This window comes from Rubrivivax gelatinosus (assembly GCF_016583785.1).
In the GTDB taxonomy this organism is placed as follows: domain Bacteria; phylum Pseudomonadota; class Gammaproteobacteria; order Burkholderiales; family Burkholderiaceae_C; genus Rubrivivax; species Rubrivivax gelatinosus_B.
In genome coordinates, this window is sequence record NZ_NRRU01000012.1 from 1 (window position 1) to 25,769 (window position 25,769).

The following is a 25,769-nucleotide window of genomic DNA, read 5'->3' on the forward strand; positions in this document are numbered from 1 at the left end:
ATCGAAGTGTCGTCGGGGAGCGGGCGCATTATCGGCGCAGGCCCATCGGCGGGTCGATATCGCCATGGCCGGTGCGGCTGCCGATCGCGGGGCGGACGCGCGTCACGCGCACGGCCCGGTCGTGCGCCCGAACGCGGCGGAATTCGCCTGACCACCCGAATGGGCACCGCCGCCGCCTCGTCCTCTTTGCAGGCGATGGCTCGACTCAAGCTTTCCCGGGCGCTGCCGTAGGCGGCATCCGCAGCGGCGCCAACAGCCGATGTGGCGGAAGTTTGACGTCCGGCAATTCACTGGCTGCACCGCCCCTGACCTGAGAACCCTTTCACGTTCGGGACTCGGTGACGAACCGCCGGCCTGCGTTTACACCCGGAAACAATGCGACCGAACCTCAACTCATTCGGAAAGGGCTCTTGTGGGAGGACTCAATGGACGCGATCGTGCAGGCCAACGCAGCCTGCTCGCCGTGCTCGCCGCCATCACGGCCGCCGGCCTCGGCGCTTGCGGCGGTGGTGACGAACCGGGTGCCGACGGTGCCCAGGCCACGGCTGCCGCAGCCAGCGGGGCGCAACCGGATGCGGCGCCGGCCACGGCGCAGGTGCGGCCGCTGTTCCACACCTTGCCGGTGCTGCTGCCCGAGCCGCCGCGCATCGCTTCGAGCGCGGGCCAGGCCAGCGCGATGGCGGCGGCAGGGCCGTTCCATGTCGTCGTCGACGGGATCGATGCTCGCATCGACACGACGCGGCTGAGGCCCGACCAGTTCCAGGCCCGCCGCGCCGAGGCCCGGGCCGCGTCTGCAGCGGGCGGCGTGCGCGCGATGGACACCACGGTGGCCACCGTCTACCGCCCCGACGAGATCCGCCAGGCCTACCGCCTGCCGAGCCTGGAAACGGCCGATGCGGCGGCGCAGGGTGCCGGGCAGACCATCTATGTCATCGTCGCCGGCAATCACCCGACGGCGCTGGCCGACCTGAACACCTTCTCCAGCCGCTTCGGCCTGCCCGGCTGCAGCGGCTCCAGCGTCGCGTCGAGCACCTGGCTGCCCTTGAGCACGGCGTCGACGGCCTCCGGGTGTTCGCTGCTGGTGGCCAACGTCGACGCCACCGGTCAGCTGACCGATCAGGCGCCGCCAGCCGACCGCGACTGGGGCGACTGGGGCGTGGAGACCGCACTGGACCTGCAGTGGGCGCATGCGATGGCGCCCAAGGCCCGTCTGGTGCTGATCCAGGTGCCGAGCGTCAACATCGGCGACATGATGCAGGCCATCACGCTGGCCAACCGCATGGGCTCCGGCGTGGTCAGCATGAGCTGGGGCACCGACGAGGGCAGCTGGGGCCCGTCCTACCGCTCGACCTTCGGCGGCGGCGACATGATCTACGTCGCCGCCACCGGCGACTGGGGGACACAGAGCATGTGGCCGGCGGCGAGCCCCGAGGTGCTGGCCGTCGGCGGTACGACCCTGAGCTACGACGGCGTCAACCCGCGCCAGGAGAACGTCTGGTCCAAGAGCGGCGGCGCCGCCAGCACCTACTTCTCGCGGCCCGCCTACCAGATCGCGCTGAAAGCCCAGGGCACGCCGCTGAGCACTCGCGGCACCGCCGACGTCTCGTACAACGCCGACCCCTACACCGGGCATTTCGTCTATCACGACGGCGAGTGGATGTCGTTGGGCGGCACCAGCGCCGGCGCGCCGCAGTGGGCGGGCATCCTGGCGGTGGCCAACGCCCAGCGCCGCCAGCGCGGGCTGAGCACGGTCTGGCAGGCGCACCTGAGCTTCTACCCGCTGATGGGCAGCCGCGCGTTCAGCGACATCACCTCGGGCGCCAACGGCGACTGCGCGGGGTGCACGGCCGGGGTCGGCTACGACTTCCCCACCGGCATCGGCACGCCCAACGTCGACGTGCTGATCGAGCAGATCGCGCCGGTCGACCACACGCCGCCGAACCGCGCCCCGGTCTTCGGCAACCTGGCGGTCCCGGGACGTGCCAAGTCGGCCCTGTCGTTCAAGGTGCCGGTGTCCGACCCGGACGGCGACAGCATCACGCTCACGGTCGGCAGCGGCATGCCCAAGGGCATGAGCTACGACACGAGCAGCAGGACCTTCAGCTGGCCCAAGCCGAAGGCCGGCAGCTATTCGCTGGCGCTGAAGGCGGTCGACAGCAAGGGCAAATCGAGCAGCGGGACGGTGGTGTTCACGATCGGCCCGGCGAACCGGGCGCCGTCGTTGCCGGGCGGGTCGTGGTCGGCGGTGGCGGGGCAGTCGTTCCAGATCACGGTCGGCGGCAGCGACGCGGATGGCGACACGCTGAGCTACACGCTGACCCAGGCGCCTGCCGGGATGAGCATCTCGTCTGCCGGCGTCGTCACCTGGCCGAGCCCGACCGTCGGCAAGTTCAGCGTCGTCGTCAAGGCGAGCGACGCCTACGGGGCGTCGGCGACGAAGAAGATGAGCCTGAAGGTCGTGGCGCCGCCGGTGGCACCGGTGGTGGACTCTGCCGCGCCGCTCGCCACGGCGGGCAAGAAGTGGTCGTTCAAGGTGTCGGCCCGTGACCAGAACGGCGACTCGCTGCGCTACGCGGTCTCGGGCGCACCGGCCGGGGTCGCGATCGACGCCCGCAAGGGCAAGCTGAGCTGGAGCAAGCCGGTGGCCGGCGTCTACGTCTTCACCGTCTCGGCCAGCGACCCCGGGGGCCTGACGGGCTCGGCGACGGTGACGCTCACCGTGCGCTGAAGCGCGGGGCTGCGTCCCCACCCGCCTGCCGCGGTCGTTCGGACCGGCAGGCGGGGCGCGGCCCCGGTGCCGCTAAAGCAGCCTGTTCAGCACGCAGGCCGAGCCCGGCTCGCGCTACCGGGTCGAGACCGACCCGCGTTTCGCCGACTACTGCAACTGGCTGTCCAGCGACTACCTGCTCGAGGCGCTGGCCCTGGACCCGGCGACGACGCAGAAGCGCCTGGGCGACGGCTTCTACGAGCAGCGCCTGGTGCGCGAGCAGATCTCGCAGCTGACGACCGACCTGGGCACGACGCTGAAGGCGGGGCACGAAGTGCTGCTCGACGCCGCGGCGCACACGCTGGAGGGCGGGCAGCGACATCGCCAACCGCAGCCAGTTCAGCGCCAGCGCGGTGACGGTGAGCGCTGGCACGAGCGGGGGCATGGCCGGGGCGTTCAAGGACAGCGGCGACGAGCGCAGCACGACGCGCAGCACGATCAGCGCGGGGCAGACGGTGCTGAGCGCGGCAGACGAAGCCAGCCGAGCGGTGCTGGAAGGCCTGGACCGAGGTGCGACGAACGACGCCACGACCGGCAAGCTGGCGCAAGGCTGGGACGGGCAGAAGCTGCAGCAGCAAAGCCGGCTGAACGCGCAGATCGTGGCGGACTTAGGGGCGCAGGCGTCCAAGGACTTGGGCACCTGCGCCGGCGACCAGGCCGAGGCGCTGAAGATCTCGTGCGGGACGGCGGCTTTGCGGCTCCGATCGGCGTCTCGTACCGGCGCCCGGCCGCGCAGTAGAGTTCGCGGGTCGCATCACTCCGCGCTGGCGGCCTCCCACAGGCCTGCCCGCCGATATCGGGCCGCCGGCGCCGTTCCTGCCGCCGCGTTCGACGGCGACGCATCGAGCAGAAAGGTGGCGCATGTCTCCCAGACGCTGGTTCACGAGTTACGGCGCGGCGGCGCTGGCATCCCTGGTGCTGGTGCTGATCTGCAGCCACCTCGTGTGGAGCCAGCGACGCGAGAGCTACGGCCTGGCCGAGGCCTCGATCCGCAACTCGGCGCGCCTGCTCGCGGTCCACGTCCAGAACTCCTTCGACCAGACGAACGCGCTGCTGGCCTCGGTGGGCCTGCGTTATGCGGCGGCGGCCGGGCCGCGCGACATCGAGCGCCTGACCGAGCAGGTGCGGCAGGAGGTGCCCAACTACCCGCTGGTCAAGCGCGTCGGCATCATCGACCGCGACGGCATCAACTTCTTCAACACCGGCTTCGACCGCCAGTCCAGGCAGCGCCCGAACGCGGCGACGCGGGCCTACTTCCAGCGCGCGCGCGGCGGCGAGAAGCAGCTGATGTTCGAAGGGCCGCTGCAGGCGATGCTGGGCGGCGAGTGGTCGCTGGTGCTGGCCCGGCGCGTCGAGGACGGCAACGGCGCCTTCCTGGGCGTGGTCTACGCGGTGCTGCCGGTGGCCGCGATCGCCGACGGCTTCTCGCGCGTCGACCTCGGCCCCTCGGGCATCGTCAACCTGCGCGCTGCCGACTTCACCCAGATCGCGCGCGCGCCGGTGCTTGCCGGCTCGGCCTCGGCCATCGGCAACCGCAACGTCTCCGCCACCATCCGCGAACTGATGCAGGCGCAGCCCGGCCAGGACCACTACGTCTACACCGCGGTGGCCCCGGTCGACGGCATCGAGCGGCTCTACACCTACCAGCGCTTCGACCGGGCACCGTTCTGGATGACGGTCGGCGCCTCGACCTCCGACATCGGCACCTCCTGGCGCCGCACCGCCGCCTTGCTCGGGCTGATCTGCCTGCCGATCGTGATGCTGCTGTTCTGGAGCGCGCGCCGCGTCGACCGCCAGCGGCTGCTGCTGCAGCAGGGCATCGAGCAGCGCACGCGCCGCCTGGCTGAAAGCGAACGTTTCCTGCGCGGCCTGACCGACACCGTGCCCGGCCGCATCGCCTACTGGGACGCCGAGCCTGCCTGCCGGTTCGCGAACCGGGCCTTCCAGGCGGCGGCGGTGGGCGCGGGCGACAGCGCCATCGGGGCGCGGCCGCCGGAGGTGCTGGGCGCGTCCATCTGGCAGCAGGAGCAGGCCTACTACCGCGAAGCGCTTGCCGGCAGCGCGCAGCGTTTCGAGCGCCGCCTGGAGCAGGCCGACGGCAGCGAACTGGTGCTGCTGGTGAGCCTGACCCCCGACCGGGTGGAGGATGCCGTCGCCGGCGTCTTCGAGCTGAGCACCGACATCACCTCGCTCAAGCGTGCCGAGTCGGAGATCCGGCGCCAGGCCGACGACCTCGACGACCTCTACAACCGCGCGCCCTGCGGCTACCACTCGATGGCCGCCGACGGCACGCTGCTGCGCATCAACGACACCGAGCTGAGCTGGCTCGGCTACCAGCGCGACGAGGTCGTCGGCCGCAAGCGCATCACCGACTTCCTGACGCCGGCCTCGCTGGAGGCCTTCGAACGCAGCATGCCGCCGCTGCTGGCCGGGGGCGCGCCGGCCGAACTCGAGCTGGAGTTCGTGCGCAGCGACGGCACCCTGCTGCCGGTGCTGGTCTCGACGACGGCGATCCGCGACGACGCCGGGCGTTTCGTCGCCAGCCGTTCGGTGCTGACCGACTACAGCCACCTGCGCCTGCAGCAGCAGAACCTGCGCCGCGTGCTCGCGGCCGCGCCGATGGCGGTGCGTGTCGCGCGCCTGAGCGACAACCGCGTGCTGTTCATGAACCGCGCCTTCTGCGAGCTGGTGCAGCGCAGCGAGACCGAGGCGCTGGGGATGGACATCGCTGCCGCCTATGTTGACCCGGCGGTCTTCGCCGAGATCCGGCAGGCGCTGCAGCGCGGCGAGATCGTGCTCAACCGCCTGGTGCAACTGCATCTGCCCGACCGGCCCGAGGCGGCGCCGGTCTGGGCGCTGGGCTCCTACATGGCCATCGACTACGACGGCCAGCCGGCCGTGCTGGCCTGGCTGTTCGACGTCACCGAGCTGCACGACGCGCGTGCCCGGGCCGAGGCCGCGAGCCGCGCCAAGAGTGTCTTCCTGGCCAACATGAGCCACGAGATCCGCACGCCGATGAACGCGATCCTGGGGCTGGTGCACCTGCTGCTGCGCGAGGCGCAGGACCGGCTGCAGCGCGAGCGCCTGGAGAAGGTCGACGGCGCGGCACGGCACCTGCTGGAGATCATCAACAGCGTGCTCGACCTGTCCAAGATCGAAGCCGGACGCATGGCGCTGGAGCGGCGCGAGTTCGTGCTCGACGAACTCCTGCAGCACTCGCTGGAGCTGGTGCGCGCCAAGGCCGACGAGAAGGGGCTGGAGCTGGTCGTCGACATCGAAAGCCTGCCGCGGCGGCTCGTCGGCGACGCGACGCGGCTGTCGCAGATGCTGATCAACCTGCTGGGCAATGCCGTCAAGTTCACCCGCCAGGGCTGGGTGCTGCTGCGCGGGCGGCGCGAGCAGCAGCTCGGCGACAGCTTCCTGCTGCGCTTCGAGGTGCAGGACAGCGGCCCCGGCATCACGCCCGAGGTCCAGGCGCGGCTGTTCGAGGCCTTCGAGCAGGGCGACGGCTCGACCACGCGCCTGCACGGCGGCACCGGGCTGGGCTTGCGCCTGACGCGCCACTTCGCCGAGCTGATGGGCGGTGCGGCCGGCGTGCGCAGCAGCCCCGGTGCCGGCAGCACCTTCTGGTTCACGGTGCTGCTGCAGCCGGCCGCGCACGAGCCCGGCGACGGTGCCGACGCCGCCGCGCCGCTGCGTGGCCTGAGCGTGCTGCTGGCCGACGACCTGGCCGCTGCGCGCGAGCCGGTGGCCGCCTGCCTGCGCCGCTGGGGCCTGGCCGTCGAGACCGCCGCCAGCCTCGGCGACGCACAGGAACGCGTCGCCCGGCAGGCGGCGGCCGGCTCGGGTTTCGAGCTGCTGCTGCTCGACTGGCCGCTGGCCGACGGCGACGAGCTGCAGGTGCTGCTGGCGGCCGCGAGCCGGCCCGGCGCGCCGCGTCCGCGGGTGCTGCTGCTGGCGGCGCGCGAAGACGCGGCGCTGCGGCAGGCGGCGCAGCAGGCCGGCGTCGACGCGGTGCTGCTCAAGCCGGTGACGCCGTCGGCGCTGCTGACGGCGCTGCTCGAATGCGTGGGTGCTGCCGAAGGCCGCGGGCGCGAGCCGGGCGCCGACGCGAGCGCGGAAGCCCGGCTGCGGGCGGCGCACGCCGGGCGCCGCGTGCTGCTGGCCGAAGACAACCCGATCAATCAGGAGGTCGCGATCGCGCTGCTGAACGAAGCCGGCATCGAGGTCGACACCTGCGGCGACGGCCGCCGCGCGGTCGCGATGGTGCGCCAGCACCCCTACGCGCTGGTGCTGATGGACGTGCAGATGCCGGGGCTCGACGGGCTGGAGGCCGCGCGCCGCATCCGCGCCGCGCTCGGCCCGGCGCTGCCGATCATCGCGATGACGGCCAACGCCTTCGACGGCGACGCCCAGGCCTGCCTGGATGCCGGCATGGACGACTATCTCGCCAAGCCGATCGAGCCCGAGCAGCTGTTCTCGACCCTGCTGCGCTGGCTGGAGCGGCCGCTGGGCATGGCCGCGCACTGAGGGCGCTGCCGCCGGGTCTCACTCCAGCGTGATCAGCTCGTCGCCGGGTTCGGGCCGGCAGCCGGCGGCGATCTCGCGCCAGCCGCGGCGCACGAGGACACGCGTGCCGTCGTGGCAGATCTCGAGCCGCCGCACCTGCGGCGCACGCTCGCGCACGAAGGCCTCGATCGAGCTCGGCATGCTGACCTGCATCGTCAGCGCCTGCAGGTCGGCCAGCGGATGGTCCTGCACGTGGATCAGCGGCACGAAGTGGGCGGCGAAGACGAGGGCGTGCGAGTCCAGCGCGATCGCCGCCGGCGCATAGGCCTGCTCGTGCAGCCAGCGCTGCGCCTGTTCGCGTGTCGGCGCCGGCAGGCCCGGCTGCTGCCAGGCGGCGGCCAGCAGCTCGGCGACCCACTGGTTGCAGTTCTGAAAGCGTGTGCTCCAGGCGTAGGCGTTGGCGCTGTAGTCGGCGGCCAGCAGCCGCAGCGCCGTCGGCTTGTCCAGGGCGCTGGCCTGCAGCGCGCGCGCTTCGGCGGCGGGCAGCAGCAGCAGCCAGACGTAGCCGCGCCCGGGTTCGGCCGATCCGAGCAGGAAGCCGGCGAGGCCCTGGTCGAAGAGCCGCGGCCCGGCCTCGTCGCAGGCGTAGTAGAGCTGGCGCACCGACCACGGGCCGGCGGGGTTGTGGGCGAGCGCGATGCCGGCGTGCGAGTAGCGGATGCCGAAGCGGCCGAGTTCGGTGCCCGAACGTGCGATCAGCGCGACCTCGTCGCCGCTGCGCGCCAGCTCCTGGCGGATCAGGCCGGCCAGGCGCAGCGCCCGGTCCTGCTCGGCAGGGCTGACGCTGGCGGGTTGTTCGCACAGGCCGGGCAGCCCGGCGTGTGCGCCGGCGCAGGCGCCGGCGAGCAGCAGCGCGGCCGCGAGGCGCTGTCGCGCCGCCGGCATCAGAGCGCGACGACGCGCGAGTCCAGCTCGTGCTGCCAGTCCGGGCGCAACGCCAGGAAGAAGGGCTGGCGCGTGTCGGCGCGCCTGAACTCGTAGCCGTAGATGCGCTGGCGCGTCTGCACGAGGTCGCCGACGGCGAGCGCGCGCTCGGCCAGCGCCTGCCGGGGCACGTAGAGCACGAACTCGGCGGCGGCGGGGGCGTCGGCGCGCAGCCGCAGGCGCAGCGTGTCCGGGCGGCCGGCGGCGTCGGCGAGCTCGACCACGCGGTAGTCGCCGTCGGCCACTTCCTTGTCGCGGCTGGAGCTGTCGCTCGAGTCTTCGATCGAGTCGGACACGCTGCCCGACGAGGCCGAACCCGCGCTCGATGCGGAGGAGGCGAAGCTCTCGGCGCGGGCGGGCAGGGCGGCGGCCAGCAGCAGTGCGGCGCAGAGGGCGAGCAGGGGAGACGGAGCGGGCATCGGGTTCCTTTGGGCGGGCGGCTGGGCACGCGCTGCGCCGGTGGCTCGGCGGCGCAGGCGTCGACGGGTGCAAGTATCGGTGCTGGGCGTCATGGCTCCGGCGCGTAGGCGCGCAGGAAGACCTCGACCGCACGGCGCACGGTCTCGTTCAGGCTCGCCGGGTCCAGCTCCTCGATGACGTGGAACAGGAAGCGGTCTATCCACTCGGCTTCCAGCAGCCCGGTCAGGTGGCGGGTGGCGACGCGCGGGTCGGCGCGGCGCAGGGTGCCGCGCTCCATCGCGTCGCGCAGGAACTCCGCGACCACGGCTTCGCCGCGTGCCGGCCCGGCCTCGTACAGCCGGCGGCCGAGTTCGGCACGGCCGACGTCGGCCACCACCAGCCGGCGTACCGCCTGCACGTGCGGCGAGTACAGCAGGTTCAGCAGCCCGCGGCCGAATCCTTCGAGCGCGGCGCCGAAGTCCTGCTGCTGCAGGTCCATCGAAGCCATCAGCGCGTCGAACTCGCCCAGCGTGGACTGCAGCACGACCTCGACGAACAGCGCCTCCTTCGACTCGAAGTAGCTGTAGAGCGTGGCCTTGGAGCAGCCCATGTGTTCGCAGATCTGGGCCATCGAGGTGCGCTCGAAACCGGTTTCGCGGAACACGACGGTCGCACTGTCGAGAATGGCCTGGCGGCGGGCCTCGCTTTTGGTACGCATCCGGGCTTTGAAGTCAAGTGAACTAGTTGGTTCAGTTTAGCTTGCGGCGGCACTCGGCGATAGCTAAACTGTACCGACCAGTTTAGTTAAGAACCACGATGCTCCACGCTCTTTCCGCGCCGCCGCCGCAGCCCGGCCGGCGGCCGCGTCTGGCCTGCTTGGGTCTGGCGGCGGCGGCCATGCTCGCCGGCTGCGCCCAGCTGCCGGACCCGGTGCCCATGCCCGACCCGAAGCCGGGCAGCGCCTACGCCACGGCCGAGTCCTTGCGTGCCCCCGCCGCGGCCTGGCCCGAGAACCGCTGGTGGCAGGCCTACGGCGACCGCCAGCTCGACACGCTCGTCGACGAGGCGCTGGCCGGCGCGCCCGACATGGCCGCCGCCGCCGCCCGGCTGCAGCGCGCCGCGTCCTACACGCAGGTGGCCGGTGCGGCGCTGCTGCCCCAGCTCGGCGCCGGGGCGAGCGCGACGCAAAGCCGCTTCAGCAGCAACTACCTGACGCCGGCGAACATGCTGCCCGACGGCTGGAACGACGTCGGCCAGGCGACGCTGGAGCTGCGCTGGGAGCTGGACTTCTGGGGCGCCAACCGCGCCACGCTTGCCGCCGCGACCTCCGAACTCGAAGCCGCAGGCGCCGAATTCGCCCAGGCCCGGCTGCTGCTGGCCGCCGCGGTCTCGGCCCAGTACGCCGAACTCGGCCGGCTGCAGGCCAACCGCGACACCGCGGCGCGTTCGGTCGAGATCCGCGCCCGCAGCGCCGAGCTCGTCGCCGAGCGCCATCACAACGGGCTGGAGACACGCGGCAACCTGCGCCAGGCCGACGCCGGCCGCGCCGCCGCCGAAGGCGTGCTGCTCGCGGTCGACGAACGCATCGCGCTGCAGCGCAACCGCCTGGCGGCGCTGCTCGGCGCCGGCCCGGACCGCGGGCTGGCGATCAGCGCGCCGACGCTGCGCCTGGACCGCGGCTTCGGCCTGCCGGCCGAGATCGGCGCCGAGCTGCTGGGCCGCCGTCCCGACGTCGTCGCCGCACGGCTGCAGGCCCAGGCCCAGGCCAGACGCATCGACGCCGCCGAGGCGGCCTTCTATCCCAACGTCAACCTGAGCGCGATGATCGGCCTGCAGTCGCTGGGCGTGGACAACCTGACGCGCAGCGGCTCGACGATGGGCTCGGTCGGCCCGGCGCTGTCGCTGCCGATCTTCACCGGCGGGCGCCTGCGCGGCCAGCTGCGCGGTGCCCAGGCGGCTTACGCCGAAAGCGTGGCGCGCTACGACCAGACGGTCGCGCACGCGCTGCAGGAAGTGGCCGACGCCGCCGTCAGCCTGAAGGCGCTGGGCCCGCGCCTGGCCAAGGCCGAAGAGGCGCTGCAGGCCGCGACCGAGGCCCACCGCGTCGCGCGCGAACGCTACGACGGCGGCCTCGCCAGCTACCTCGAGGTGCTGTCGGCCGAGGACGTGCTGCTGTCCAGCCTGAACACGCTGACCGACCTGCGCGCCGGCTCGCTGTCGCTGGACGTCGCGCTGCAGCGCGCACTCGGCGGCGGCTACCACGTCGCGACGCGCTGACCCGACATCCGAACGAGCACAGGAATTCCGACCATGGACCAAGAACAGACCGCCGACGCCCAGATCAAGCGCCGTCGCAACCAGCGCCTGGGCGCGCTCGCGCTGGCCGTTGCCGCCGCCGGTGTCGCCGCCGGCGCCTACTGGGTGCTGCACGCCTCGCACTTCGTCTCCACCGACAACGCCTACACCGCGGCCGAGGTGGCGCAGATCACGCCCGCCGTCGGCGGCACCGTCGCCGAGGTCAAGGCCAGCGACACCCTGCAGGTGAAGAAAGGCGACGTGCTGGTCGTCATCGACCCCAGCGACATGCGCCTGGCGCTGGCCTATGCCGAAGCCGAACTCGAGCGTGCGATCCGGCGCGTGCGCAGCTACGAAGCCAACGACCGCGCGCTCGGCGAGCAGGTCGCCGCACGCCACGCCGACGAGAAGCGTGCCGCGGCCCAGCTGGCCTCGGCCCAGGCCGACTTCGAGCGTGCAGCGATCGACCTGAAGCGGCGCGAGGCGCTGGTCGGCTCGGGCTCGGTCTCGGGCGACGAACTGACGCGGGCGCAGAACGCCCACGCCGCGGCGCGCGCCGCGCTCGACGCTGCCATGGCCGCGGCGACGCAGGTGCGCGCCAACACCGCCGCCGCGGTCGCCGCGCAGGAGGCCAACGCGACGCTGATCGCACGCAGCACCGTCGACACCAACCCCGAGGTGCTGGCCGCGCGCGCCCGCGCCGAGCAGGCGCGCATCGACTTCGAGCGCACCGTGATCCGCGCGCCGATGGACGGCGTCGTCGCCAAGCGCACGGTGCAGACCGGCCAGCGCGTGCAGGCCGGCGTGCCGTTGATGGCGGTGGTGCCGGTGGGCAGCATCTACGTCGACGCCAATTTCAAGGAGCGCCAGCTGCAGAAGGTGCGTGTCGGCCAGCCGGTCGTGCTGCACGCCGACCTGTACGGCAGCGGCATCACCTACCACGGCGTGGTCGAAGGGTTCTCCGGCGGCTCGGGCTCGGCGTTCTCGGCGATCCCGGCGCAGAACGCCACCGGCAACTGGATCAAGGTGGTGCAGCGCCTGCCGGTGCGCGTGCGGCTGGACCCGGCCGAACTCGCCGCCAACCCGCTGCGCGTGGGCCTGTCGATGACGGCCGAGATCGACACCCGGGCACCGTGAGGCGGCGATGAGCGCGTCTCCGTCTCCCGTAGCCGCCGGCGGCGAGCTGCAGCCGCTTCAGGGCGGCCAGCTCTGGCTGGCGGCGCTGATGCTGGCGTCGGCGAACTTCATCGCCGTGCTCAACATGACGATCGCCAACGTCGCCGTGCCCAACATCGCCGGCGCGCTCGGTGCCGCGTCCAGCCAGGGCACCTGGGTCATCACCTCCTATGCCGTCGGCGAGGCGATCACGGTGCCGCTCACCGGCTGGCTGGCGGCACGGTTCGGCTCGGTGCGTGTGTTCGCGGCGTCGATGATCCTGTTCGGCGTGTTCTCGGTCGTCTGCGGCCTGTCCAACTCGCTCGGCCTGCTGGTCGTCGCGCGCATCTTCCAGGGGCTGTGCGGCGGGCCGCTGATGCCGCTGTCGCAGACGCTCCTGATGCGCATCTTCCCGCGCGAGAAGGTGGCTGCGGCGATCGGCATCTGGTCGATGACGACGCTGGTGGCGCCGGTCGTCGGGCCCATCCTCGGCGGCTGGCTGTGCGACGACTACAGCTGGTCCTGGGTCTTCCTGATCAACGCCCCGATCGCGATCGGCTTCGGCCTGGGTGCCTGGCAGATGCTCAAGCGCTACCAGGAAGGCGCGCAGCGCAGCCCGATCGACCTCGTCGGCCTGGCGCTGCTGATCGTCTGGGTGGCCGCGCTGCAGCTGGTGCTGGACGAAGGCAAGAACCTGGACTGGTTCGCGTCGACGCAGATCGTCGTGCTGGCCATCGTCGCGGCGGTCAGCTTCGCCGCCTTCCTGATCTGGGAGTTGCACGACCCGCACCCCATCGTCGACCTGCGCGTGTTCCGGCACCGCGGCTTCACGGTCAGTGTGCTGACGATCTGCTTCGCCTTCGCCGCGTTCTTCGGCGTCAACGTGCTGACGCCGCTGTGGCTGCAGAGCTACATGGGCTACACCGCCACCGACGCCGGCCTGGCGACGGCCTGGACCGGCGTCACCGCGCTCTTCGTCGCGCCCTTCGTCGCCCAGGCGGCCAGCCGCCACGACCCGCGGCCGCTGGTCTTCGCCGGCATCGTGGTGCTCGGGGTGACGACCTTGTGGCGCACGGTCGCGACCACCGACATGGGGTTCTGGGACATCGCGATCCCGCTGGCGGTGATGGGCCTGGGCATGCCGCTGTTCTTCATCCCGTCCACCGGCATGGCGCTGGGCAGCGTCGAGCCCTCCGAGATGGATTCGGCCGCCGGGCTGATGAACTTCGTGCGGACCTTGTCCGGCGCGTTTGCGACCTCGCTCGTGACCACCATCTGGAGCGACCAGACGACGCGCAACCACGCCGAACTCGTCGGCCTGGCCGACCGCGACGGCAGCGTGCGCACGCTGCTGACGCAGGGCGGCATGACGGCCGACGCCCAGAATCAGGCCGTCGACCTGATGCTGAGCTCGCAGAGCGTGATGCTGTCGACGAACCAGGTGATGACCGGCATCGGCGTCATCTTCCTGATCGCCGCCGCGATCATCTGGCTGGCGCCCAAGCCCGCGCATGCGGTCGAGCCCGGCGCTGGCGGCCACTGAACCCCCACCCCGACGAGATCCCATGTACCGCCACCTGCTCGTGCCGACCGATGGTTCGGCGCTGTCGCGCCGTGCCGTCGTGCACGCCATCGCCTGGGCGCGCCGCTTCGGCTCGCGCATCACCTTCTTCCACGCGGAGCACGAGGCACCGGTGCCGTTCGACGGTGCCGGTGTCGTCATCAACCCGCACGCGCTGCAGGAAGCGCAGGACCGGCTGGACGCGGCGGCGCACGACAGCCTGGCCGAGGCCGACGCGCTGGCCTACGAGGCCGGTCTGCAGGCCGACAGCGTCGTGACGATCACGAACAAACCCTGGGAAGGCATCATCCGCTGCGCCGAGCGCCTGGGTTGCGACCTGATCGTGATGGCCTCGCACGGCCGCAGCGGTGCCGCCGCGCTGCTGCTGGGCAGCGAGACGCAGAAGGTGCTGACGCACTCGCGCATCCCGGTGCTGGTGCACCGCTGACGCAGACTCAGCTGCCGCTGCGCAGCTGCGGCGCGACCCAGGCGACGTAGCGCGCGGGGTTCAGCTTCGAGCCCTTGGGCTCCTCGCTGCCGGTGCCGATGGCGGCTTCGGCGGCCTGCAGCAGTGCTTCATGCGTCGACACGCGCACCGCGCCGGCGTCGAGCGCGGCGCCGCAGTCCAGGCAGAAGGCGTGGGCGTGCACCACCCCCGGCGGCGGCAGCCCGGGCACGGTTTCGCGTGCCAGGTGGTGGAAGTGCACCGCCTCGGCGAGTTCGCCGACGAATCGGTACCAGCCCGAGGCACGCACCAGGCGGCCGGCATGCGAGGCGACGACGTGGTCGCAGCGGCTGGCCGCGGCGCGGGCGCCGGAGCCGGGGGCAGGGTGCGATCGGTCCATGGCGGCTCTCGGTGGGTCTGGATGCCGGCTCTCCGTCCCGCGGCGCCCGGTCTTGAGCGCCGGGTCGTAAGCAGACGCGTCCGCCGCCCCCGAGGCGCGGGGGATAGGGGGCGGGAGAGCCTTCATGGACCTGGCGCCGACGGCCGCCTAGGCTGGCCCCGCTCCGGCGGCGGCAGCCGCGGGAGCGCCCCGTCCAAGGAGACCCCATGCGCCACCGTCTGCTCGTTGCGGTCCTGCCCGTTGCCGCCGCCGCCTTTCTTGCCGTCGCGCCGGCCGGCGCCGCCGACGCCGGCACCGTGTTCGTCACCGGCCTGCGCGGCCCGGCCAGCGTCGTGCGCGACGCCGACGGCGTCGCCCACGTGCAGGCGCTGACCGAACGCGACGCACTCTTCATGCAGGGCTGGCTGCATGCCGAGGACCGGCTGTTCCAGGCCGACACCCTGCGCCGCACCGCCAGCGGCACGCTGGCCGAACTGGTCGGCGCCTCGGCGCTGGCGCAGGACGTGCAGCTGCGCACGCTGGGCCTGCGCCGCGCGGCCGAGCAGTCGCTGGCGGCCGCTTCGCCCGAGCTGCGCGCCGGCCTCGAGGCCTACGCCGCCGGCATCAACGCCTGGGTGGGCGCGCACACGCTGCCGGCCGACTACGCGCGGCTGCGGCTCAGCGCTTTCGTGCCCTGGACGCCGGTGGACAGCCTGGCCGTCGCCAAGCTGGTCTCGTTCCAGCTGTCCTTCGACTTCGACACCGATCTCAGCAGCGCCTGGCTCGCCTATCGCGCCGCGCTTGGCGACGACCGGCTCGCGCAGGCGCTGTTCTTCGGCGACATCTACCGCGCCGCACCCTTCGACCCGGCGTCGACGCTGCCCGACGCCGGCGCGCCGCTGCCCTGGGTCGGCAGCGCAGCGGCCGCGAGCCCGGCCGCGCTGCCGGCGACGCTGGCGCCGCTGCTGGCGCGCCAGCTCGAGCGCACGAAACGCGTGCCGCTGCTCGAACGCGTGCTCGCGCGCCGCCAGCACCAGATCGGCAGCAACGAGTGGGCGCTGAGTGCACGCCTGACGGCCGACGGCCGGCCGCTGGTGGCCAACGACCCGCACCTGTCGCTGGGCATGCCTTCCAACCTCTACGACCAGCACCTCAAAAGCGCCGACGGGCTGGATGCGATCGGCAGCAGCTTCCCCGGCGTGCCCTGGATCGTGCTCGGCCAGAACCGGCGCGTCGCCTGGGGCTCGACGACCACCGCCTACGACGTCACCGACGCCTACGCCGAGCGCATCGTGCCGGCCGCGACCGCCAGCGGCCTGGCCTCGGTCTACCAGGGCCGCAACGAGGCCGTCGTGCCGATCCCGATCAGCTTCAAGGTCAACGCGCTCGACCCCGCGCGCAGCGACGCGCTCGACCCCGTGCCGCCGAGCGCCGAAGTGCCGCCCTATGTGCTGCTGGTGCCGCGCCACGGCCCGGTGGTGCAGCTGGACACGGCCGCTGGCAGCGCGATCACCGTCCAGTGGGTCGGCGCCGGCGCGACACGTGAACTCGACGCCTACCGCCTGCTCAACCGCGCCGCCAGCCTGGAGGACGTGCACGCCGCGCTGCAGTACTTCGACGTCGGCTCGCAGAACTTCGTCGTCGGCGACGTCGACGGCCGCATGGCCTGGTTCACCAGCGGCGAGATCCCGCTGCGCGAGGACCTGCAGGCCGGCACCGTGGCCGGCGCGCCGCCCTACCTGGTGCGCAACGGCCAGGGCGGCAACGAATGGCTGAAGAAGGCCGTGCCCGGGCCGACCGACGCCAGCGGCTACGAGACGCTGCCCTTTGCCGAGATGCCGCAGGCGACGGACCCGCCGGCCGGCTTCTTCGTCAACGCCAACAACGATCCGGCCGGGCTGACGCTGGACAACGACCCGCTGAACCAGCGCCGCGCCGGCGGCGGCCTCTACTACCTGGCGCCGGGTTTCGACTTCGGCGCGCGTGCCGGCCGCATCACCCAGCGGCTGCAGGCCGCGATTGCCGCCGGGCCGGTGGCGCGGCACGAGATGGCCCGCATCCAGGCCGACACCGTGCTCGTCGACGCCCAGGTCTTCGTGCCGCTGCTGCTGCGTGCCTACGACGCCGCGCGTGCCGCCGAAGCACCGGCCGCGCTGCAGGCGCTGGCCGTCGACGGCCGCGTCGCCGAAGCCGCCGAACGCCTGCGCCGCTGGGGTTTCGACACCCCGACCGGGATCGACACCGGTTACGACGCGGCCGACTTCGACGGCCAGCCGCGCGCGCCGACACGGCGCGAGATCGACGCCAGCGTCGCCGCGACGATCCACGCCGTCTGGCGCGGCCAGGCGATCGCGCTCGGGCTGGACCGCACGCTGGCCCAGCTCGGCCTGCCGCAGCCGGGCAGCCAGGAGGCGATGAAGGCGCTGCGGCACCTGGTCGAACACGACGGCATCGGCCTGTCCGGCGTCGACTTCTTCGCCTGGACCGGCCTGGCCCAGCCCGCCCAGCGCCGCGACTACGTGCTGCTGAAGGCGCTGCAGGACGCGCTCGAGCGGCTCGCCGGCCCGGCATTCGAGCGCGCCTTCGCGCGCTCGACGAACCAGGGCGACTGGCGCTGGGGCAAGCTGCACCGCATCAGCCTGAACGGCGTCTTCGCCGACGAGAGCATCCCGGGCGCGACGCCGGGTTTCGCGCCGTCGGTCGCGGGGCTGCCCGGGCTCGCGGTCGACGGCGGCCTGGGCACGGTCGACGTCGCCAACCACGGCGCGCGTGCCGCCGACGACGGCGCGTTCATGTTCTCGTCGGGCCCGAACCGGCGCTACGTCGGTGCGCCCGGGCCGGGCGGCATCCCGGCGCGGTCCATCCTGCCGGGTGGTGTCAGCGGCGTGCTCGGCGACGCGGCCTATGCCAGCTTCCTCGGCCGCTGGCTGACGAACGAGAGCTATGCCTTCCGCGTCGAGCCCGGGCAGATCCTGCGCGGGGCGACCGGCCGCACGCTGTATCGGCCGCAGCGCTGAGGCCTAAGGCCCGAGCGCGATCTCAGGCCGGCGGGCGGAGCCCCGCCGCCGGCACGGTGTCGCCGTCGCTGGCAGACTGCGGCTGCAGCTGGAGCCGCCCGATGACCCGACACACTTTTCTTTCGTTTGCCGTCGCCGCCACGCTGGCAGCAGCCGCCCCGGCGGCGCTGGCCGCGCTGGACCTCGGCGCCAAGGCGCCCGACTTCAGCACCGACGCCGCGCTCGCCGGCAAGCCCTTCAAGTTCGCGCTCGCCGAGGCGCTGGCGCGCGGGCCCGTGGTGCTGTTCTTCTTCCCCAAGGCCTTCACCTCGGGCTGCACCGTCGAGGCGCACCAGTTCGCCGAGGCAACGCCGCGTTTCCAGCAGTTCGGTGCCACCGTCGTCGGCATCTCCAACGACGACCTGCCAACGCTGCAGCGCTTCTCGGTCGAGGCCTGCCGCGACAAGTTCGCGGTCGCCTCCGACGCCGACGCCCGCATCATCCGCGCCTACGACGCCAAGATCGCCTTCCTGCCCGGCACGGCCAAACGTGTGTCCTACGTCATCGGCCGCGACGGCCGTGTGGCCTACGTCTACGAGAGCATGGACCCCGACCAGCACGTGGCGAACACGCTGAAGGTCGTCGAGCGCCTGGCGGCGCCGCGCGCTTCAACCGCCGCCGCGCCCCAGCGCTGAAGCCGAGGCGCCGACGCGGCCGTCGAAGGGCGGCAGCGCGGCGCCGGGGGCATCGACCCGTGTTTCGGCCGGCACCGCCACCGGCGCCTGCGGGCGTGTCGGGCTCGGGGTGGCCGGCGGCGTCGCCAGCCCGCGCATCGAACCCCAGGTCTTGGCGTAGATCCAGGTGAACTCGGCGCCGAGCAGGAAGACCTGCGCCGCCCAGTAGACCCAGACGAAGACGATGACGATCGAGCCCGCCGCGCCCCAGCCCGAGGCGACGCCGGTCTTGCCGATGTACAGCCCGATCAGCACCTGGCCCAGGCTGAACAGCAGCGCGGTGAAGGCCGCGCCCAGCCAGACGTCGTGCCAGCGCACCTTCACCCGCGGCATCAGCTTGTAGATCAGCGCGAAGACGAAGGTCGTGATGACGAAGCCCAGCAGCAGGTTGATGCCCTGGGCCAGCACTTCCCAGGCGCCGAACCACACGCCCCACCAGGCGCCGAGCGCCGAGACCGCCGCGCTCAGCACCAGCGAGACCATCAGCAGGAAGGCGATGCCCAGGATCATGCCGAAGGACAGAAAGCGCGCGCGCAGCAGCGCCCAGGGGCCGGAGGGCCGGCCGCGTGTCGGCGCGCGCCAGATGCGGTCGAGTGCGTCCTGCAGTTCGGCGAAGACGGTGGTGGCGCCGACCAGCAGCACGACCAGGCCGACCACGGTGCCGGTGCCGGCGCGGCCGCCGCGGAAGGTGGCGAGCACGCCCTGCACGGCCTCGGCGGCATCGCGGCCCATCATGCGCTGCAGTTCGCCGAAGAGCGCGCGCTGCGCCGCCTCCTCGCCGAAGACCAGGCCGGCGATCGAGATCACCAGCAGCATCACCGGCCCGAGCGAGAACACGGTGTAGTAGGCGAGCGCCGCGCCCATGCTGGGCGCGTAGTCCTCGAGCCAGGCGTAGAAGGCGCGGCGCGCGAGCACCAGCCAGTCGCGTGGGCGCGGGCCGGGGAGTTTCGAGTCGGAGTCGGAGTGGGTCATGGCGGCGCCGCCGGCACAGAGCCGGGCAGCGCCGCGATGGCAAGTGATGTTCCCGCGGTGCGGGAACGGGGTCTCAGGCCTGGACGGCCGGGGTGCGGATCAGGTGGTCGAAGGCCGACAACGCCGCCTTCGCACCTTCGCCGGTGGCGATGATGATCTGCTTGTACGGCACCGTCGTCACGTCGCCGGCGGCGAAGATGCCGGGCACGCTGGTGGCGCACTTCGGGTCGATGACGATCTCGCCGAAACGGCTCAGTTCGACCGTGCCCTTCAGGAACTCGGTGTTTGGCACCAGGCCGATCTGCACGAAGACGCCGGCGAGTTCGACGTGGTGCTGCTCGCCGCTGACGCGGTCCTTGAAGCTCAGGCCGTTGACCTTCTGGCCGTCGCCGGTGATCTCGGTCGTCTGCGCGTTGGTGTGGATCGTGACGTTGGGCAGGCTCTTCAGCTTGTTCACCAGCACCGCGTCGGCCTTCAGCTGGTCGAGGAACTCGATCAGCGTGACGTGCGCGACGACGCCGGCGAGGTCGATAGCGGCTTCGACGCCCGAGTTGCCGCCGCCGATGACGGCGACCTTCTTGCCCTTGAACAGCGGGCCGTCGCAGTGCGGGCAGTAGGCCACGCCCTTGGTGCGGTACTCCTGCTCGCCGGGCACGTTGACGTTGCGCCAGCGCGCGCCGGTGGCCAGGATGATCGTGCGGCCCTTCAGCTCGGCGCCGTTGGCGAGCTTGACGGTGGCGTAGGCGCCCGGCTGCGGCGCCGGCTCGACCGCCGTGACCTGCTGGCCGGCGTTGACCTCCACGTCGTAGGCGCGCACATGGGCTTCGAGCGCGGCGGCGAACTTCGGCCCTTCGGTCTCCATCACCGAGACGAAGTTCTCGATCGCCAGCGTGTCCAGCGTCTGGCCGCCGAAACGCTCGGCAACGATGCCGGTGCGGATGCCCTTGCGCGCGGCGTAGATCGCCGCCGCGGCGCCGGCCGGGCCGCCGCCGACGATCAGCACCTCGTAGGGCTCCTTCTTGGCGAGCTTGGCGGCGTCGCGCGCGGCGGCGCCGGTGTCGACCTTGGCCAGGATCTCGGCAATCTCCATGCGGCCCGAGCCGAAGGGCTGGCCGTTCAGGAACACGGTGGGCACGGCCATGATCTGGCGCGCGTCGACCTCGGCCTTGAACAGGCCACCGTCGACCGCGACGTGGCGCACGCGCGGGTTCAGCACCGCCATCAGGTTCAGCGCCTGCACCACGTCGGGGCAGTTGTGGCAGGTCAGGGACATGTAGGTCTCGAAGACGAAGTCGCCTTCGAGGCCCTGGATCTGCGCGATCGTGTCGGCATCGATCTTGGGCGGGTGGCCGCCAGCCTGCAGCAGCGCCAGCACCAGCGAGGTGAACTCGTGGCCCATCGGGATCGCGGCAAAGCGCACGCCCATGTCGGCGCCGGCGCGGCTGATCGAGAACGAAGGCCGGCGCTCGTCTGCGCCGTCGTAGCGCACGCTGATCAGCGGCGACAGCGGCGCGATGTCCGCGAGCAGTTCGCGCATCTCGGTCGAGGCCGGGCGCTCGTCGAGCGAGGCGACGAGTTCGATCGGCTGCTGCAGGCGCTCGAGATAGGTCTTCAGCTGGGTCTTGAGGTTGGCGTCGAGCATGGCGGTCTTCCTGGTGACGATGCGGGGAGGGCGGTGGTCTTGCCCTGTCGTCAGCACCCGTCCCGCGAGGGGGCTGGCGACAGGGGCCCGGGCGGGCCCTGGCGGCAGAACGCCCGGCCGGGCCGGGCGTCCGTGGGGCACGGCCGCGTACGGCGTGCCGGGGTGCCGTGCGGCGCTTAGATCTTGCCGACGAGGTCCAGCGACGGGGTCAGCGTCGCGGCGCCTTCCTGCCACTTGGCGGGGCAGACCTGGCCCGGGTGCGAGGCCACGTACTGGGCCGCCTTGACCTTGCGCAGCAGTTCGCTGGCGTCACGGCCGATGCCGTTGTCGTGGATTTCGCAGAGCTTGATCTGGCCGTCGGGGTTGATGACGAAGGTGCCGCGCAGCGCCAGGCCTTCTTCTTCGATCATGACGTCGAAGTTGCGCGTCAGCGTGCCGGTCGGGTCGCCGATCAGCGGGTACTTGACCTTCTGGATCGCCGGCGAGGTTTCGGCCCAGGCCTTGTGCGCGAAGTGGGTGTCGGTGGACACGCCGTAGACCTCGACGCCCAGCTTCTGGAACTCGGCGTAGTGGTCGGCCAGGTCTTCGAGTTCGGTCGGGCAGACGAAGGTGAAGTCGGCCGGGTAGAAGACCACGACGCTCCACTTGCCCTTCAGCGATTCTTCGGTGACGTCGAAGAACTTGCCGGTCTGGTACGCGGCGGCCTTGAACGGCTTGACTTGGGTGTTGATCAGCGACATGGGCAAAAACTCCTCTGTTTGGTGGTCGGTGAGAGAGACGCGGTGTGAAGGAGAACGCGACCAGGAAACTGTAGCGGCCGGCGGCGATGTTGGCAGTCGATTGATTCAATCAAGGCCATTGAACCCGGCTATTGCGGCCCCGGAATGAAAAAGCCGCGCGGGCCCGGGAGGCGCGCGCGGCTGGCCCCGAAGGGGAACTTCAGCCTATGAGACCGCGCGAACGCAGCAGTTCGATGACACGGTCGGCCGCACGTTCCGCAGTCAGCTCGGTGGTGTCGATGCGAAGTTCGGGATTCTCGGGCGGCTCGTAGGGCGAATCGATGCCGGTGAAGTTGCGCAGCTCGCCGCGGCGCGCCTTCTTGTACAGGCCTTTGACGTCGCGGCCTTCGGCCACGTCCAGCGGCGTGTCGATGTGGACCTCGATGAACTCGCCCTCGGCGACCAGCGAGCGCGCCAGGCGGCGTTCGGCGCGGAACGGCGAGATGAAGGCCGTCAGCACGATCAGGCCGGCGTCGACCATCAGGCGCGCGACCTCGCCGACACGGCGCACGTTCTCGACCCGGTCGGCCTCGGTGAAGCCCAGGTCCTTGTTCAGGCCGTGGCGCACGTTGTCGCCGTCGAGCAGGTAGGAGTGGCGGCCCATCGCGTGCAGGCGCTTCTCGACCAGGTTGGCGATCGTCGACTTGCCCGCGCCCGACAGCCCGGTGAACCACAGCACCGCGGGCTTCTGGCCCTTCTGCAGCGAGCGTGCGGCCTTGTCGATGTCGACATGCTGCAGGTGGATGTTGTGCGCGCGGCGCAGCGCGAAGTGCAGCGTGCCGGCGCCGACGGTGTTGTTCGTCAGCCGGTCGATCAGGATGAAGCCGCCGGTGTCGCGGTTCGCCTGGTAGGCGTCGAAGGGCACGGCGCGGTCGAGCGCGATGTTGCAGACGCCGATCTCGTTCAGCTCCAGCTGCTTGGCAGCCAGATGCTCCATCGTGTTGACGTTGACCTTGTACTTGGGCTCGGTGACGGTGGCGCTGACGGTGCGTGTGCCCAGCTTGAGCAGGTAGGGGCGGCCGGGCAGCAGCGGCTCGTCGGCCATCCAGACGATCGAGCACTCGAACTGGTCGGCGACCTCGGCCGGAGCTTCGGCCGACGAGATCACGTCGCCGCGCGAGATGTCCACCTCGTCGGCCAGCGTCAGCGTCACCGACTGGCCGGCGACGGCGACGGCCAAGTCGCCGCCGTAGGCGACGATGCGTGCGACCGTGCTCTCGCGGCCCGAGGGCTGCACGCGCACGCGGTCGCCGGGGCGCACGCTGCCGCTGGTGACCAGGCCGCAGAAGCCGCGGAAGTCGAGGTTGGGGCGGTTGACCCACTGCACCGGCAGGCGCAGCGGGCCGGCCTGCAGCCGCGTCTCGTCGATCTCGCAGGTCTCGAGGAAACCCATCAGCGTCGGGCCGTGGTACCAGGCGGTCTGCGCGCTGGCCTCGGTCATGTTGTCGCCGCGCAGCGCCGACAGCGGGATCGTCGTGATGTCGGACAGGCCGATCTGCTTGGCGAAGGCGCGGTATTCCTCGTCGATGCGGTTGTAGACCTGCTGCGAGTAGTCCACCAGATCCATCTTGTTGATCGCCAGCACCACCTTGCGGATGCCGATCAGCGAGACCAGGAAGCTGTGGCGGCGCGTCTGCGTCAGCACGCCCTTGCGAGCGTCGATCAGGATCACCGCGACGTCGGCGGTGGACGCGCCGGTGATCATGTTGCGCGTGTACTGCTCGTGCCCCGGCGTGTCGGCGACGATGAACTTGCGCCGGTCGGTGCTGAAGAAGCGGTAGGCGACGTCGATCGTGATGCCTTGTTCACGCTCGGCGGCCAGGCCGTCGACGAGCAGCGCGAAGTCGATGTCGCCGCCTTGCGTGCCCCACTTCTTGGAGTCGGCTTCGATCGCCGCGAGCTGGTCCTCGAACAGCATCTTCGACTCGTACAGCAGGCGGCCGATGACGGTGCTCTTGCCGTCGTCGACCGAGCCGCAGGTGATGAAGCGCAGCAGGCTCTTCTTCTCGTGCAGCGCGAGGTATTGCTCGATGTCGCTGGCGATCAGGTCGGAAACGTGGGCCATCGAAAACTTCCGTTTGAGGCAGTGCGCCCGCAGTCAGCGAGCGCTTGGAAACGTGGCGAGGCGGGCAATCAAGCCGCTGGCGCGGATCCGGCTCTGCCGGGCCGCTGCCAGAGCCCCCTCGGGGGGTGGCGACCGGAGGGAGCCTGGGGGCTAAAAGTACCCCTCTTGCTTCTTCTTTTCCATCGACGCGGCGCTGTCGTGGTCGATCATGCGGCCCTGGCGTTCGCTGGTGCGCGTGAGCAGCATCTCCTGAATGATGTCGACCAGCGTCTCGGCCTCGGACTCGACCGCACCCGACAGCGGGTAGCAGCCCAGCGTGCGAAAGCGCACCTTCTTCATCATCGGCTGCTCGCCGGGCTTCAGGCGCATGCGCTCGTCGTCGACCATGATCAGCGTGCCGTCGCGTTCGACCACCGGGCGCTCCGCGGCGAAGTACAGCGGCACGATCGGGATGTTCTCGAGCTGGATGTACTGCCAGATGTCGAGCTCGGTCCAGTTCGAGATCGGGAACACGCGGATCGACTCGCCCTTGTGCTTGCGGCCGTTGTAGAGGTGCCAGAGTTCGGGGCGCTGGTTCTTCGGGTCCCAGCGGTGCTGCGCGGTGCGGAACGAGAAGATGCGTTCCTTGGCGCGGCTCTTCTCCTCGTCGCGGCGGGCGCCGCCGAACGCGGCGTCGAAGCCGTGCAGGTCCAGCGCCTGCTTCAAACCCTGCGTCTTCCACATGTCGGTGTGGATCTGCGAGCCGTGGTCGAACGGGTTGATGCCGCGCTCCATCGCCTCGGGGTTGTGATAGACGATGAGCTCCATGCCGAGTTCGCGCGCCATGCGTTCGCGCAGCGTGTACATGTCGCGGAACTTCCAGGTCGTGTCCACGTGCAGCAGCGGAAACGGCGGCGGCGCGGGATAAAACGCCTTGCGCGCCAGGTGCAGCATCACCGCGCTGTCCTTGCCGATCGAATACAGCATCACCGGCTTGTCGGCCTCGGCAACGACTTCGCGCAGGATGTGGATGCTCTCGGCCTCCAGGCGCTGCAAATGGGTGAGGCTGATCGGTGCTGGCATAGGCGTCTTCGTGGGTGTTCGCGTGCTGCGTCGCAGCAAGGTATGTGCCGCGGGCCGTGAGTATCCCCCAATGATCCGGGGCCTGCCCGCCCCACCGCTCGCGGGGGGTGTGGGGCCTGCGGCGTCAGCCGTAATCGGTTATTGCAAAGCTAAAGTCGGCGGCAGGAGGACCTGAAATGACCGAAGACCGAGTGGCCGACGACAGCTTTCTGAACGACGTGGTGGCCATTGCGCGCCGTGCTGGTGCATTGATCATGGAGATTTACGCGACCGATTTTTCGGTGCGCGACAAAAGCGATTCGTCGCCTGTGACCGAGGCCGACGAGCGTGCCGAGAAGCTGATCGTGCCGGCGCTGGCCGCGCTTGCGCCCGAGGTGCCGGTGGTCGCCGAGGAGGCCGTCGCCGGTGGCGCGGTGCCCCAGGTCGGTGACTGGTTCTGGCTCGTCGACCCGCTCGACGGCACCAAGGAGTTCATCAGCCGCAACGGCGAGTTCACCGTGAATATCGCCTTGGTGCACCGCGGCGAGCCGGTGCTGGGCGTGGTCTTCGCACCCGCGCTGGACCGCCTGTTCGCCGGTGCCCGCGGGCAGGGCGCGCGCGTCGAGCAGGCCGGCGTGGTGCGCGCCATCCGCTGCCGCGAGGTGCCGACTGAGGGCCTGACCGTCGTCGCCAGCCGCTCGCACGGCGACGCCGCAGCGCTCGACGCCTTCCTCGCCGGGCGCAAGGTCGCGGCGCTGGCCAACGCCGGCTCCTCGCTCAAGCTGTGCCTGGTGGCGGCCGGTGAGGCCGACCTCTATCCGCGCCTCGGACGCACGATGGAGTGGGACATCGCCGCGGGCCATGCGGTGCTGGCCGCTGCCGGGGGTGCCGTCCACACGGTTGCCGGCGCGCCATTGCGTTACGGCAAGCCCGGTTTCGACAACCCGCACTTCTTCGCTTCGGCGCAGGCCTGAAAAACCCCCGTGGTCGCGGGGGATGGTCCCGCACTTGCATGAGGTTTGCGTGCAGTTGGTCTGTTTCCGCAA

Annotated in this window: 19 protein-coding genes; 9 read left to right on the top strand and 10 right to left on the bottom strand. The window is 71.4% G+C overall.

All coding sequences use genetic code 11. The features are described from left to right. The first annotated feature begins 463 nt into the window (after nucleotides 1-463). Complete coding sequence (locus CKO43_RS04830; RefSeq protein WP_200377989.1) at nucleotides 464-2,728, top strand: putative Ig domain-containing protein; 2,265 nt, start codon at nucleotides 464-466, stop codon at nucleotides 2,726-2,728. Here CKO43_RS04830 and CKO43_RS04835 read toward each other — a convergent pair. After that, nucleotides 2,715-3,203, bottom strand: a complete 489-nt coding sequence (locus CKO43_RS04835; RefSeq protein WP_200230362.1) for a hypothetical protein — start codon at nucleotides 3,201-3,203, stop codon at nucleotides 2,715-2,717. The two genes, CKO43_RS04830 and CKO43_RS04835, sit on opposite strands and share 14 nt — an antisense overlap. Before the next feature lie 425 nt (nucleotides 3,204-3,628). Here CKO43_RS04835 and CKO43_RS04840 point away from each other — a divergent pair, with 425 nt between their 5' ends. Then, on the top strand, nucleotides 3,629-7,297 hold the full coding sequence (locus CKO43_RS04840; RefSeq protein WP_200377990.1) for a response regulator: 3,669 nt from the start codon (nucleotides 3,629-3,631) through the stop codon (nucleotides 7,295-7,297). A gap of 18 nt (nucleotides 7,298-7,315) precedes the next feature. Here CKO43_RS04840 and CKO43_RS04845 read toward each other — a convergent pair whose 3' ends face one another. From CKO43_RS04845 to CKO43_RS04855, 3 genes are all read right to left on the bottom strand, one after another. Continuing rightward, on the bottom strand, nucleotides 7,316-8,221 hold the full coding sequence (locus CKO43_RS04845; RefSeq protein WP_200377991.1) for a DUF2145 domain-containing protein: 906 nt from the start codon (nucleotides 8,219-8,221) through the stop codon (nucleotides 7,316-7,318). Next, entirely contained in the window at nucleotides 8,221-8,679 is a 459-nt protein-coding gene (locus CKO43_RS04850; protein WP_200377992.1) for a hypothetical protein, read from the bottom strand. Before CKO43_RS04850 ends, CKO43_RS04845 begins: the two co-directional genes overlap by 1 nt. 89 nt (nucleotides 8,680-8,768) lie before the next feature. Further along, nucleotides 8,769-9,377, bottom strand: a complete 609-nt coding sequence (locus CKO43_RS04855) for a TetR/AcrR family transcriptional regulator (RefSeq protein ID WP_200377993.1) — start codon at nucleotides 9,375-9,377, stop codon at nucleotides 8,769-8,771. A 98-nt stretch (nucleotides 9,378-9,475) separates the two neighbouring features. Between CKO43_RS04855 and CKO43_RS04860 the strand changes: the two genes are divergently transcribed. Genes CKO43_RS04860 through CKO43_RS04875 form a run of 4 tightly spaced genes read left to right on the top strand, consistent with a single transcriptional unit; the run spans nucleotide 9,476 to nucleotide 14,118 of the window. Next, nucleotides 9,476-10,936: an efflux transporter outer membrane subunit gene (locus CKO43_RS04860; RefSeq protein ID WP_242481054.1), complete on the top strand. Its 1,461-nt coding sequence runs from the start codon at nucleotides 9,476-9,478 to the stop codon at nucleotides 10,934-10,936. A gap of 33 nt (nucleotides 10,937-10,969) precedes the next feature. After that, complete coding sequence (locus CKO43_RS04865; RefSeq protein ID WP_200230370.1) at nucleotides 10,970-12,091, top strand: HlyD family secretion protein; 1,122 nt, start codon at nucleotides 10,970-10,972, stop codon at nucleotides 12,089-12,091. A 7-nt stretch (nucleotides 12,092-12,098) separates the two neighbouring features. Next, nucleotides 12,099-13,652 carry a DHA2 family efflux MFS transporter permease subunit gene (locus CKO43_RS04870; protein ID WP_200377994.1) on the top strand — a complete coding sequence of 518 codons (1,554 nt, stop codon included), beginning with the start codon at nucleotides 12,099-12,101 and terminating at the stop codon, nucleotides 13,650-13,652. A 22-nt stretch (nucleotides 13,653-13,674) separates the two neighbouring features. Beyond that, nucleotides 13,675-14,118: a universal stress protein gene (locus CKO43_RS04875; protein WP_200230372.1), complete on the top strand. Its 444-nt coding sequence runs from the start codon at nucleotides 13,675-13,677 to the stop codon at nucleotides 14,116-14,118. Between the two features lie 7 nt (nucleotides 14,119-14,125). Here CKO43_RS04875 and CKO43_RS04880 read toward each other — a convergent pair whose 3' ends face one another. Continuing rightward, the gene (locus tag CKO43_RS04880; protein WP_200230373.1) at nucleotides 14,126-14,515 is read right to left on the bottom strand and encodes a hypothetical protein; all 390 of its coding nucleotides are present in this window, start codon (nucleotides 14,513-14,515) and stop codon (nucleotides 14,126-14,128) included. A gap of 206 nt (nucleotides 14,516-14,721) precedes the next feature. On the opposite strand from CKO43_RS04880, the gene CKO43_RS04885 reads away from it, so the two are divergent. Then, the gene (locus CKO43_RS04885; protein WP_200377995.1) at nucleotides 14,722-17,511 is read left to right on the top strand and encodes a penicillin acylase family protein; all 2,790 of its coding nucleotides are present in this window, start codon (nucleotides 14,722-14,724) and stop codon (nucleotides 17,509-17,511) included. 101 nt (nucleotides 17,512-17,612) lie between these two features. Continuing rightward, on the top strand, nucleotides 17,613-18,185 hold the full coding sequence (locus CKO43_RS04890) for a peroxiredoxin (RefSeq protein WP_200377996.1): 573 nt from the start codon (nucleotides 17,613-17,615) through the stop codon (nucleotides 18,183-18,185). Here the strand turns inward: CKO43_RS04890 and CKO43_RS04895 are convergent. The 5 genes from CKO43_RS04895 to cysD all read right to left on the bottom strand — a co-directional run bounded on the left by CKO43_RS04895 (nucleotide 18,159) and on the right by cysD (nucleotide 24,744). Then, nucleotides 18,159-19,196, bottom strand: coding sequence for a YihY/virulence factor BrkB family protein (locus CKO43_RS04895; protein WP_200377997.1), 1,038 nt, complete (start codon nucleotides 19,194-19,196; stop codon nucleotides 18,159-18,161). The genes CKO43_RS04890 and CKO43_RS04895 overlap by 27 nt on opposite strands. Before the next feature lie 73 nt (nucleotides 19,197-19,269). Then, entirely contained in the window at nucleotides 19,270-20,838 is a 1,569-nt protein-coding gene (gene ahpF / locus CKO43_RS04900; RefSeq protein WP_200377998.1) for an alkyl hydroperoxide reductase subunit F, read from the bottom strand. Nucleotides 20,839-21,014: 176 nt separating this feature from the next. Further along, nucleotides 21,015-21,578, bottom strand: coding sequence for an alkyl hydroperoxide reductase subunit C (gene ahpC / locus CKO43_RS04905; RefSeq protein WP_200377999.1), 564 nt, complete (start codon nucleotides 21,576-21,578; stop codon nucleotides 21,015-21,017). A 199-nt stretch (nucleotides 21,579-21,777) separates the two neighbouring features. Continuing rightward, nucleotides 21,778-23,682 (bottom strand): sulfate adenylyltransferase subunit CysN, encoded by a 1,905-nt coding sequence (gene cysN / locus CKO43_RS04910; RefSeq protein ID WP_200378000.1) that lies wholly within the window; start codon nucleotides 23,680-23,682, stop codon nucleotides 21,778-21,780. Between the two features lie 150 nt (nucleotides 23,683-23,832). Next, nucleotides 23,833-24,744 carry a sulfate adenylyltransferase subunit CysD gene (gene cysD / locus CKO43_RS04915; RefSeq protein WP_200230384.1) on the bottom strand — a complete coding sequence of 304 codons (912 nt, stop codon included), beginning with the start codon at nucleotides 24,742-24,744 and terminating at the stop codon, nucleotides 23,833-23,835. 176 nt (nucleotides 24,745-24,920) lie between these two features. Between cysD and cysQ the strand changes: the two genes are divergently transcribed. Further along, nucleotides 24,921-25,697, top strand: coding sequence for a 3'(2'),5'-bisphosphate nucleotidase CysQ (gene cysQ / locus CKO43_RS04920; RefSeq protein WP_200230385.1), 777 nt, complete (start codon nucleotides 24,921-24,923; stop codon nucleotides 25,695-25,697). The last annotated feature ends 72 nt before the right edge of the window (nucleotides 25,698-25,769 follow it).

Coding starts and splice junctions, on each gene's coding strand:
- CKO43_RS04840 (WP_200377990.1), top strand. CDS start 3,629: ATGTCTCCCAGACGCTGGTTCACGAGTTACGGCGCGGCGGCGCTGGCA.
- CKO43_RS04845 (WP_200377991.1), bottom strand. CDS start 8,221: ATGCCGGCGGCGCGACAGCGCCTCGCGGCCGCGCTGCTGCTCGCCGGC.
- CKO43_RS04850 (WP_200377992.1), bottom strand. CDS start 8,679: ATGCCCGCTCCGTCTCCCCTGCTCGCCCTCTGCGCCGCACTGCTGCTG.
- CKO43_RS04855 (WP_200377993.1), bottom strand. CDS start 9,377: ATGCGTACCAAAAGCGAGGCCCGCCGCCAGGCCATTCTCGACAGTGCG.
- CKO43_RS04860 (WP_242481054.1), top strand. CDS start 9,476: ATGCTCCACGCTCTTTCCGCGCCGCCGCCGCAGCCCGGCCGGCGGCCG.
- CKO43_RS04865 (WP_200230370.1), top strand. CDS start 10,970: ATGGACCAAGAACAGACCGCCGACGCCCAGATCAAGCGCCGTCGCAAC.
- CKO43_RS04870 (WP_200377994.1), top strand. CDS start 12,099: ATGAGCGCGTCTCCGTCTCCCGTAGCCGCCGGCGGCGAGCTGCAGCCG.
- CKO43_RS04875 (WP_200230372.1), top strand. CDS start 13,675: ATGTACCGCCACCTGCTCGTGCCGACCGATGGTTCGGCGCTGTCGCGC.
- CKO43_RS04880 (WP_200230373.1), bottom strand. CDS start 14,515: ATGGACCGATCGCACCCTGCCCCCGGCTCCGGCGCCCGCGCCGCGGCC.
- CKO43_RS04885 (WP_200377995.1), top strand. CDS start 14,722: ATGCGCCACCGTCTGCTCGTTGCGGTCCTGCCCGTTGCCGCCGCCGCC.
- CKO43_RS04890 (WP_200377996.1), top strand. CDS start 17,613: ATGACCCGACACACTTTTCTTTCGTTTGCCGTCGCCGCCACGCTGGCA.
- CKO43_RS04895 (WP_200377997.1), bottom strand. CDS start 19,196: ATGACCCACTCCGACTCCGACTCGAAACTCCCCGGCCCGCGCCCACGC.
- ahpF (WP_200377998.1), bottom strand. CDS start 20,838: ATGCTCGACGCCAACCTCAAGACCCAGCTGAAGACCTATCTCGAGCGC.
- ahpC (WP_200377999.1), bottom strand. CDS start 21,578: ATGTCGCTGATCAACACCCAAGTCAAGCCGTTCAAGGCCGCCGCGTAC.
- cysN (WP_200378000.1), bottom strand. CDS start 23,682: ATGGCCCACGTTTCCGACCTGATCGCCAGCGACATCGAGCAATACCTC.
- cysD (WP_200230384.1), bottom strand. CDS start 24,744: ATGCCAGCACCGATCAGCCTCACCCATTTGCAGCGCCTGGAGGCCGAG.
- cysQ (WP_200230385.1), top strand. CDS start 24,921: ATGACCGAAGACCGAGTGGCCGACGACAGCTTTCTGAACGACGTGGTG.